Origin of the sequence: Streptomyces sp. NPDC049577 (assembly GCF_040675635.1) — a bacterium.
Taxonomy (GTDB): domain Bacteria; phylum Actinomycetota; class Actinomycetes; order Streptomycetales; family Streptomycetaceae; genus Streptomyces.
Genome location: NZ_JBFAPH010000234.1, coordinates 1 through 9,822 on the forward strand (window position 1 = coordinate 1; position 9,822 = coordinate 9,822).

General features: G+C 72.1%; 9 protein-coding genes and 1 pseudogene. 9 read left to right on the forward strand and 1 reads right to left on the reverse strand.

The window, feature by feature from the left end:
• Window positions 1-408: AAA family ATPase (locus tag AB0K09_RS23325; RefSeq protein ID WP_366067319.1), on the forward strand; the 408-nt coding region annotated here is incomplete at its 5' end.
• Between the two features lie 354 nt (window positions 409-762).
• Here the strand turns inward: AB0K09_RS23325 and AB0K09_RS23330 are convergent.
• Window positions 763-1,023 (reverse strand): annotated as a pseudogene (locus AB0K09_RS23330) (glycerol-3-phosphate acyltransferase); the annotation flags it as partial.
• Window positions 1,024-1,509: 486 nt separating this feature from the next.
• On the opposite strand from AB0K09_RS23330, the gene AB0K09_RS23335 reads away from it, so the two are divergent.
• The 8 genes from AB0K09_RS23335 to AB0K09_RS23370 all read left to right on the forward strand — a co-directional run bounded on the left by AB0K09_RS23335 (window position 1,510) and on the right by AB0K09_RS23370 (window position 9,707).
• The gene (locus tag AB0K09_RS23335) at window positions 1,510-2,466 is read left to right on the forward strand and encodes a chlorinating enzyme (protein ID WP_366067320.1); all 957 of its coding nucleotides are present in this window, start codon (window positions 1,510-1,512) and stop codon (window positions 2,464-2,466) included.
• A gap of 5 nt (window positions 2,467-2,471) precedes the next feature.
• Window positions 2,472-2,741, forward strand: a complete 270-nt coding sequence (locus AB0K09_RS23340; protein ID WP_366067321.1) for a phosphopantetheine-binding protein — start codon at window positions 2,472-2,474, stop codon at window positions 2,739-2,741.
• A gap of 9 nt (window positions 2,742-2,750) precedes the next feature.
• Window positions 2,751-3,506, forward strand: a complete 756-nt coding sequence (locus AB0K09_RS23345) for an alpha/beta fold hydrolase (RefSeq protein WP_366067322.1) — start codon at window positions 2,751-2,753, stop codon at window positions 3,504-3,506.
• Window positions 3,503-5,095, forward strand: coding sequence for an amino acid adenylation domain-containing protein (locus tag AB0K09_RS23350; protein WP_366067323.1), 1,593 nt, complete (start codon window positions 3,503-3,505; stop codon window positions 5,093-5,095). Before AB0K09_RS23345 ends, AB0K09_RS23350 begins: the two co-directional genes overlap by 4 nt.
• Window positions 5,092-5,565 (forward strand): YbaK/EbsC family protein, encoded by a 474-nt coding sequence (locus AB0K09_RS23355; protein ID WP_366067324.1) that lies wholly within the window; start codon window positions 5,092-5,094, stop codon window positions 5,563-5,565. The genes AB0K09_RS23350 and AB0K09_RS23355 overlap by 4 nt, the downstream gene beginning before the upstream one ends.
• Window positions 5,562-6,737, forward strand: coding sequence for an acyl-CoA dehydrogenase family protein (locus tag AB0K09_RS23360; RefSeq protein ID WP_366067325.1), 1,176 nt, complete (start codon window positions 5,562-5,564; stop codon window positions 6,735-6,737). Before AB0K09_RS23355 ends, AB0K09_RS23360 begins: the two co-directional genes overlap by 4 nt.
• A 67-nt stretch (window positions 6,738-6,804) precedes the next feature.
• Window positions 6,805-8,211: a cation:proton antiporter gene (locus AB0K09_RS23365; RefSeq protein WP_366067326.1), complete on the forward strand. Its 1,407-nt coding sequence runs from the start codon at window positions 6,805-6,807 to the stop codon at window positions 8,209-8,211.
• Complete coding sequence (locus AB0K09_RS23370; RefSeq protein ID WP_366067327.1) at window positions 8,208-9,707, forward strand: FAD/NAD(P)-binding protein; 1,500 nt, start codon at window positions 8,208-8,210, stop codon at window positions 9,705-9,707. Before AB0K09_RS23365 ends, AB0K09_RS23370 begins: the two co-directional genes overlap by 4 nt.
• The last annotated feature ends 115 nt before the right edge of the window (window positions 9,708-9,822 follow it).

Below are 9,822 nucleotides of genomic sequence, written 5' to 3' on the forward strand. Positions count from 1 at the left end.
GCGGGCACCCGGCTGGTGGTGCTGCGCGGCAACTCCGGCTCGGGCAAGACCACCGTCGCCCGTGCCGTCCGCGAGCGCTACGGCAGCGGTCTGGCGATCGTGAGCCAGGACACGGTCCGCCGGGAGATCCTGTGCGAGGCGCACGGCCCGGTGCGGGCGACGCCCGGGCTGATCGACGTCATCACCCGCCAGTGCCTGGACGAGGGCTTCCACGTGATCCTCGAAGGGATCTTCACCGGCTGGCCGTCGACCACCGTGGGACGAGTCGGTTCTTCTACTTCGACCTGCCGTTCGCCGAGACGCTGCGCCGGCACGCCACGCGGCCGGAGGCCTCGGAGTTCGGCGAGAGCGAGATGCGGGACTGGTACCGGCCGGCCGATCTGCTCGACGGCATGGAGGAGATGCTGATCAAGCAGGGCAGCACGTTGGAGGAGACCGTCCGCACCGTCATGGCCGAGGCCGGGCTGGAGTCGCAGCCTGCACGGTGAACCGCGGACTGGCCGAGCCATGGCGAGGAGTGGTGAGCGACTTCTACTCCGACGAGGCGCTCACTGGGCGGACGCCCGTGAGAGTGGTGGGCGAGACGGACACGGCGCTCGCGTTCGAGCAGACCCGGCCGTCGTACCCGGTGCACATCGTGGGCGAGGTGGCGGCCCGGGTGCGTGGGGAGCACGGCGCTGACCGCCGGCCCGGAGAGCTGACGGTCGGTCAGTTTTCGGACTTGGGGGGTCGCTGCAGAAGCAAGGTGGCGGTCTGGTCGGGGGCGATGAGGTTCTTCACGGCCCCGCCCGGTTCGCAGCCGATGACGTCGGTGCTGGTGCTGGGCCGGAAGTAGGCGGTGCGGCAGGCGGCTCGGAAGCGTCGGGCGACCTCTTCGTCGGGACAGGCGATGGTGGCGGCGGCAGGCCGGCCGGTGATGACTTCGCGGGCGAGGTTCAGGGCCGACAGCGCCGCGATGCGGCCCGCGGGCACGCCGGTGGTTTCCCTGATGACCTCGCTCACGCGCTTGCCGGTGCCCTGCTCACCCGGCGCGCTCGGCTCTATACATCCGGCCGGTCCCCGACCGGTTCGATCCCCGAAAATCGCCTTTGTTTTCTCACCATTTGAGAAGGCGTCACTTGATGGCCGTCACATCGCCGATCAAGTGCGGAGACGGCTGTTGACGAAGATCAAAGTCGCGTGGTGGACTCGAGTCAGCGGGAAGGGGGAACGCGGCTTCCCACTTGCCCGGCGGGGATCGCACGTGATGCGATCGTCCGCTCCGGTCCGAGCCCCACCGGGCGCGGGACCGCGGGGCGTCGCCGGCGGCTCGGTCACGAACCGGGCACCCGCCCTCCGCGACACGTTTTCGCGTGTCCGCCCCATTGTCGCGGCGGACCCTTGTCGCGGCGGATCGAATCGCCCTGTCTGCGCAGTCACCACGACTTCCGGCATCGCCTCGCGCATCGCGCGACGTGCTCTCGACCGGAGCCCCACCAGTCCGTGCCGACTGCTGTTGAAAGTTGAGATATGGAACAGCGTACCGAACAGTTCTCGCTCAGCGAGGAAGAGCTCGCACAGTTTCACCGTGACGGTTTCATCGGGCCGTTCGACCTGTACGAGCCGGAGGAGATGGAGGCCCATCTCCAGACCCTCCGTCCCAAGCTGCTGAACACCAAGAAGGCGATCTACAGCCAGGACCGCGCGGTGTCCGGCAACACCAACCTGGCCAATTACGACCGGCACCTGGACGTCGACTTCCTGGCCGAGCACATCACCCGGCCCCAGATCGTGGACCGGGTGTCGAGCATCCTCGGTCCCGACACCCTGTGCTGGCGCTCGGAGTTCTTCCCCAAGTACCCCGGCGACGAGGGCACCGACTGGCACCAGGCGGACAACTTCTCCAACGTCGCGGGCTCGAAGTACCCACAGATCCTGTGGCCCGAGGACGCGGACTTCGGCGGCACCATCACGGTGTGGACGGCGTTCACCGAGGCGACGGAGGAGAACGGCTGCCTGCAGTTCATCCCCGGCTCGCACACGTCGATGAACTACGACGAGTCGAAGGTCATGGAGTACTCCCCGGACTCCATCAACCAGGTCGACAAGAACGGTGTCAAGCGCGGCTTCTTCGGCTATGACTACCGGCAGCTGCAGAAGGACCCCGACTGGTCGCCGGACGAGTCCAAGGCGGTCTCGCAGGTCATGCGGCAGGGCCAGTTCATCATCTTCTGGTCGACGCTGATGCACGCCTCGCACCCGCACAGCGGTCTCACGGACCGGATGCGGCTGGGCTTCGCCGGGCGCTATCTGCCCACGTCGGTGCGGGTCTACCCGTACTCCGAGGGCCTCGAGGAGTTCGGCGGTGCCGCGAGCCTCGAGAAATTCGGCAACGTGCTGGTGACGGGCCGGGACGACTACGGCCACAACCGGTTCGTGGACCGAACGGTCAACGGATTCCGCTTCCCGGTGCGCCGAAAGGGCTGAATGACATGAGTGCGATCGAAACGCGGGAAGAGATCGAACGCTGGGTGCTCGGCGTATGCCGGGAGATCGGGTTGCGGGCCGAGGGCGCGGATGACGACTTCTTCGAGTCCGGCGGCAATTCGCTGGCCGCCATGAGGATCATTGCCCAGGCCGAGGATACCTTCGGCGAGGACACCCTGCCGCCGGACGACCTCTTCGCCCGGAGCAGCGTCCGTGAGATAGCCGACAGCATCCTCCGCAACCGCCGGCTCGCAGCCGCCTCGAACGAGAGCTAGAGCAGGGTAGTGCAGCCTGACGACGACAAGTGGGTCATCACGCTCAAGCGGGCGTCCGAAAGGCCGGGCATCAAGCTGATCTGCTTTCCCTACGCCGGGGGAAGCCCGGAGATGTTCCGGGCGTGGGCGGACGGACTGAGCGACCGTGTGGAGCTTCTCGCCGTCAGGCTGCCCGGCCGGGGAAGACGCCTCAAGGAAACGCTGCCGCGAGAATGGGAACCGCTGCTCGCGGAAATCTTCGAGGCGCTGTCACCGCGTCTGTCCGATCCGCACGCCTTCTACGGTCACAGTTTCGGCGCGCGCCTCGCGTACGAGGTGGCGCGGCTCGCCGTGGCCGGGTGTCCGGGAGCGACCCGCCGGCTGTTCGTGTCCGGTTCGAGGAGCCCCGGCAGCCCGCAGCGCCGCCCCTATCTGCATGAGCTGTCCGACGCCGCCTTCGCCGACGCCGTGCGCGAGATGGGCGGGACTCCGGCGGAAATCCTCGACAACCCGGTGATGGCACGGTTCTTTCTGCCGATCGTGCGCGCCGACATACGGCTGGCGGAGATATGGGACGACCGTCACGGAAGCGGTGTGGACCTTCCCATCACCGCCCTGTACGGCGGTTCCGACCCCATCGACGGCGCCGACAGCATGAGCGGCTGGCGCACATACGGCAACGCGGAGAGCGAACTGGTGGAAACAGCCGGGGGACACTTCTTCCCCGATACGCACCGCGCTCCGCTGCTCGATATCATCAATTCCCGTCTGCAGAGGGACGCATGACCGCCCTGACCCACGACGAGACGGCGCTGGAAGCCCACCGGCGCCTCAATCGCACCACCGTGCCCTATCCCGACGACCGCGGTGTCAAGGAGCTCTTCGAGGAGCGCGCCGCACGGCGCCCCGGGGCGACCGCCCTGGTCCACCGCGACACCGTGATCGACTACGGGGAACTGAACCGGCTGGCGAACTGCCTCGCCGACCGGCTGCGACACGAGGGCCTGCGCCCCGGGGAGACGGTGGGCGTGTGCCTGGACCGCTCCGTGGAGCTGATCGTCGCGCTGCTCGCCGTCCTCAAGTGCGGCGCGGCCTACCTGCCGTTCGACGCCTCCTGGCCCGACGAGCGGCTGCGCGGGCTGCTCTCCGGCACAGGCTGCGAACGGGTGCTGACCGGGGCACGGAGCACCCTCGCCGAGCGCCTTCCCCGGTGCCGGGTGACACCGGTGGAACGGGCCGCGCTGACGGGCGACCCCGCGAACCCCGACGTCCGCGTGTCGCCGGACGACATCGCCTACATCAACTTCACCTCCGGCTCCACGGGCCGGCCCAAGGGCGTCCCCGTCCGGCACCGCGGGATCGCCCGTCTGGTCTTCGGCGCCCGCTACGCCCGGCTCGACGAGCGGACGACGCTGCTCCAGCTCGCCCCGGTCTCCTTCGACGCGGCGACCTTCGAGATCTGGGGGGCGCTGCTGCACGGTGGCACCTGTGTGCTCCACCCCTCGTCGTTCGTCCGGCTGTCGGAACTCCGGCGGGTGCTGGCGCGGCACGGCGTCACGGTCGTGTTCCTGACCACCGCGCTGTTCAACACCATCGTGGACGAGGCCCCGGAGACCCTGTCGGGGGTGGACACCATCCTCACCGGTGGCGAGGCGCACTCGCTGCCGCACATCGCGAGGGCCCTGCGCGCGTACGGACCGGACCGGCTGGTCAGCGTCTACGGGCCCACCGAGTGCACGACCTTCGCCACCTACCACCCCGTGCGGGAGCTGCGGCCGGAGGAGTCGAGTCTGCCCATCGGGCGCCCGATCCAGAACACCCGCGCCTACGTCGTCGGGGACGGCGGCCGGCTGTGCGCGCCCGGCGAGACCGGTGAGGTGCTGCTGGCCGGTCCCGGGCTCTCCCCGGGGTACCTGGGCATGCCGGAGCTGACGCGGGACCGGTTCGTCGAGTACGAGATCGACGGGGGGCGGGAGCGGCTGTACCGCACGGGCGACCGCGCCTACCTCTCCGTCCACGGTGACCTGGTCTTCCAGGGCCGCCAGGACGACCAGGTGAAGATCAACGGTTTCCGCGTCGAGCTGGGCGAGGTCGCCCACCATCTCGGTCTGCACCCGGAGGTGCGGCAGAGCTACGTCACCGTCGCCGAACACCCGGCCGGGGGCAAGGAGTTGCTCGCCTTCGTCGTGCCCCGCGGCGACGGCTGCACGCCGGAGTCGGTGCGCGCGCATCTGCGGCGGTGCCTGCCCGGATACATGGTCCCCGCCGGGATCCGGCTCTGCGGGAATCTGCCGCTCTCGGCCACGGGCAAGGTCGACCGCCGTGCCCTGCTGGCCTCCCTCGAAACCCGTGAACCGACAGGAGTCACCGCATGAGCATCAGCAAGCGCGCCCGCCAGTTCCAGGCCCTGCTCGACGAGCGCGGCCTCGACCTGACGGTCGTCGAACTGCCGGACTCCACCCGCACCGCGGACGACGCGGCCCGCGCCCTGGGCTGCGAGAAGTCCCAGATCGTCAAGTCCCTGGTCTTCCGCGACACCGCGACCGGCGCGCCGGTCATGGTGCTGGCCAGCGGCACCAACCGGGTCGACGAGAGGGTCGTCGCGAAGGTGCTCGGCAGCGCCATCGGCAAGGCCGACGCCGACTTCGTCAAGCGGGTGACGGGCTACTCCATCGGCGGTGTCCCGCCCCTGGGCCACAAGGAGGAGCTCACCCTGCTCGTCGACGAGGACCTCCTGGGGTTCGAGGAGACCTGGGCCGCGGCCGGCACTCCGCACGCCGTCTTCAAGATCCCCGGCAGGATCACCGCCATCCTGCCCGAGCACCGGGTGGTTGCCGTCAAATGAGCACGACGACGGGGGAACGCACCGCGCGACCGCACCGCCCGCCCCATCTCACCGCCGAGCACGAAGAGACCCGGTCCCGGGTGCGGGGGGTGCTGGGGGACGTCGTCCTGCCGCAGGCCGACGCCTGGGAGCGGCAGGGACGCGTATCCGCCGAGGGCTGGCGCGCCCTCGGCGCCCACGGGCTGCTCGACTTCGCCCACGACGGCGAGGAGTTCCTGCACAGCGCCGTGCTCCTGGAGGAACTCGGGCGCACCGGCTACGCGGGCATCCGCGCGTCCGTCGGCGTGCACGCCTTCATGGCGCTGTCCTACGTGCGGATGTTCGGCACCGCCGAGCTGCGGGCGACGCTGCTGCCCGCCGCGGCGCGGGGCGAGCGGATCGCCGCGCTCGCCATCAGCGAGCCGGACGCCGGTTCCGACCTGCGGCACCTGAGCACCCGCGCCGAGCCGCTGGGGGACGGGGGAGCCGGCGGGTTCCGCGTCGACGGCCGGAAGTGCCACGTGGCCAATGGTTCCGGCGCCGGGTTCTTCGTCACGCTCGTCAAGACGCGCCGGACCTCGGGCGACCGGGGGCTGAGTGGTGCGAGCCTGCTGGTGATCGACGCGGACGCGCCCGGCGTCACCCGCACTCCGCAGCCGATGACGGGCTGGCGTTCCGCGGACGTGTGCCGCGTGGACTTCGACGACGTGCGGGTTCCGGCGAACGCGCTGGTCGGCCGGCGCGACATGGCCCTGCTGCACCTGATGAAGGCCCTCGACTTCGAACGGCTGGTGGCGGGGCTGCTCGCCGTCGGCGGGGTGGGGTACTGCCTGGAGTTGCTGGACGGTTTCGTCCGGCGGCACCGGGTGAAGGACGTGCCGCTGGGCTCCCACCAGGCCGTCCGGCACCGGGTCGCCGAGCTGACCGGTGAACTCGAGCTCGTGCGCACGTACGCCTACCATGCGGCCCAGCTGCACGCCCAGGGCCGGCTCGACACCCGCACCGCCTCGGTCCTGAAGCTCAAGGCCACCGAACTCGCCGTGTCGGCCGCCCAGGCCTGCGTCCAGTACCACGGTGCCCGGGGCTATCTGGAGGACGCGGCGGCCGCCCGTCTCTACCGCGACGCGATGGCGGGAACCATCGCCGCCGGTGCCAGTGAGCTGATGCGCGACATGATCTACGACACGCACTGATTGCGCTGATATGACACTCCAGTTGACACCGGCACCGCCGGAACACGTTTCCGACCGCGCGCCGGCCGTGACCCGTCGGCGGACGGGGCTCGCCGTCGCCGTCACCGTGGTCCTGCCCGTCCTGACGATCTGCTTCGCCGCCGCGTGGTCGTGGGACGACGGCCCGGGCGGCGCGTCCGGGCCCGCCACCCACCGCCTCGATGTCGCGGGGCACTTCCTCCTCGCCGCCGCCGTGGTACTCGCCGCGGCGCTGGCGGGCGGCGCGCTCGCCCGGCGCCTGGGCCAGCCCCGGGTGGTCGGGGAGATATGCGCCGGTCTCGCCCTCGGCCCCACGCTGCTCGGCGGCCTCGCGCCCGACGCCGCCCGGTGGCTCTTCCCCGGCCCCTCGGTACGCCTGCTGGACGGGCTGTCCCAGCTCGGGCTGGTGCTCTTCATGTTCGGCGTGGGCCAGGAGCTGGCCGGGATGCGGCTGCGCGGCGCGGTGGGCCGGACCGTGCTCGTGAGCGCGGCGTCCCTGCTCGTGCCCTTCGGGCTGGGTTCCGCGGCGGCCGTGCCGCTGGCCGGCACGTACGCCGGCGCCGCGGGTGGCGGTCTCCCCTTCGTGCTGTTCGTGGGCTGCGCCCTGAGCATCACCGCCTTTCCCGTGCTCGCCCGGATGCTCACCGACCTGGGGCTGACCCGCTCGCGCCCGGGGCAGACCGCGCTGTTCGCCGCCGCGATCGGGGACGGCGGCAGCTGGCTGGTGGTCGCGGGCATTCTCGCCGCCGCGCAGGGGCGGGGACCGGCCGGGCTCCTGCTCGACGGCCTGTGCGCGGCCGCCGTCGCCGTGCTGTTCCTGTGGCCCGTGCGGCGCGGGCTCGCCCGGCGGCTGGCGGACACGGCGAATCCGGCGGACGGCATGAGCACACCGGCCGTCACCGCCCTGCTCGTCATCGCCGTCACCGCCACCTCGGCGCTCACGGCGGCCGTCGGGGTGCACCAGCTCATCGGGGCGCTGCTGGTCGGTCTGGCCTGGCCGGCCGGCGACGGCAGCCGGCGCGCGAAGGCGATCGCGGACCGTCTGACCGGCACCGCCAAGACCGTGCTGCTGCCGTTCTTCTTCTTCGGCTTCGGCCTCACCACCGACCTCGGCGCGCTGCGCTGGGACTCCTCCACGGTGCTGACGTTCGCCGGCCTGCTCACCCTCGCCACCGCCGGCAAGATCGCCGGACCCGGGCTGTGCGCCTGGCTGACCGGCATGGAGAAGCGCCCCGCGCTGGTCCTGGGCGTGCTGCTGAACGCGCGCGGCCTGACCGAGCTGGTCGTCGTCCAGATCGGCTACCAGGCGGGTCTCATCGACGCCGGCATGCTCGGCGTCCTCACCCTCGTGGCGCTGGCCACCACGGTGATGACCGGGCCGTTGCTGCGCCTGCTCGGCCACCGGCCACCGCGCGGAGGCACCTCCTCCCCCGCCACGCCGGGAGGTGACCGATGAGCCGGAACGTCGTCATCGTCGGTGGCGGCCCCACCGCCGTCAGCGTGTTCCTCCACCTCGCCCGGGTGCGCGGGATCTCCTCCGTCTGCTTCGTCGCCCCCAACCCGGTCGGCTGCGCGCCGGCCTTCGGTTCCGACGGCCCGCGGCTGCTGTGCAACACCTCGGTCGACGTCACCTCGCTGCGGGCGGACGGGGAGTCGGGGCTGCTGCGCTACCTCGCGGCGCGCGGCTGGCCCGTCCACCGCGACGACTTCGTGCCCCGTTACCTCGTCACGCAGTACGCCCGGGAGAGCTTTCTGCGCCACCGGGCGGCGGCCCGGCGGCGCGGCGTACGGGTCACGCAGGTGCGCGGTCTGGCCCGGTCGGTCAGCGGCACGCCCGGCGCCTACCGCGTCGTCCTGGAGGACGGCACGGCCGTGGGCGCGACGGACGTCGTGCTGTGCCCGGGCGGCACCGCCCCGCGTCTGCCGGAGGACCTGCGGGCGCACGCCGGCCACCCGCGGCTGCTCACGAGCCCGTACCCCACCCGGCGGCTGCGCGCCCTGCCCGGAGACGCCAAGGTGCTCGTCCTGGGCACGAAGCTCTCCGCGATCGACGCGGCCCTCGCCCTCTGCCGGGCGGGGCGCCCCACCGTGATGACCTCTCCCTCGGGGCAACTGCCCGCCGTGCGGACCCGGTTGTGCCGCACTGCATCCGCCGGGCTGGAGCGGCTCTGGGAGCGGGAGCTCGGGCGCGGCGCGGGCCCCGAGCGGCTCGTCCGTCCCCTGATCCGGCTCGTGCGGGCCCTCGGCGGGCGGCAGCCGGTCGTCCGGGGGCTGAGCGACCGCACCGTCGCCCACGAGCGGCTGCGGCACGAGGCGGAGCTGGCCGAGGCCGGCCGCGTACCGTGGCAGGACGCGGTCGCTGAGGTCATCGACGCCCTCAACCGTGCGCTGTCCGCGCGGGAGGAGCCGGTCCGGCGGCGGGTGCTGGCCACGCACCGGGTCGCCATGTCCCGTTACATCTCCTCCATCCCGCTGGCCAACGCCCGCCGGTTGCTGGCCCATCTGGACGCGGGCCTGCTCACCGTCGCGGAAGCCCGTCCCCGGCGCATCGCGCCCCGCCCGGACGGCCGCGGCTGGGACGTCGTCTGGTCCGACGGGCGGGCCGAGGAGTTCGGCTGGATCGTCTGCGCCACCGGCATCGAGGCGCCCGCCCTGACCGTCACCCCCGGCGGTGAGCTGCGCGTCGGGGCCGCCCCCGGCCCGGGGGAGCACGCCGCCCCGGTGACCGGGGACCTGAGGGTCCTGCGCGGCCCCGGCGCCCGCCCGGAGCGGCTGTGGGTCGCGGGCGCCGCGGCGGGCGTGCGCTTCCCCGTCGTCAACTATCTGCGGGCCGCGGCCCAGCACGCCCGTACGATCGGCCGGGCACTCGCCGCGCAGACCCCTCCCGCCGCGGGCGGACCGCTCGCGGCCACCGCACCACCGGTTCGTGTCCTGGAAAGGTCCTCATCGTGATAGCCCTCGTCAATCCCGTCTCCACCGGTGCCGAACTGGCCACCGCCTTCCGGGAGGAGGGCGCGCCGTGCGTGCACGTCTACACCGCGGACCAGCGCGCGGCGTACGAGGCCGA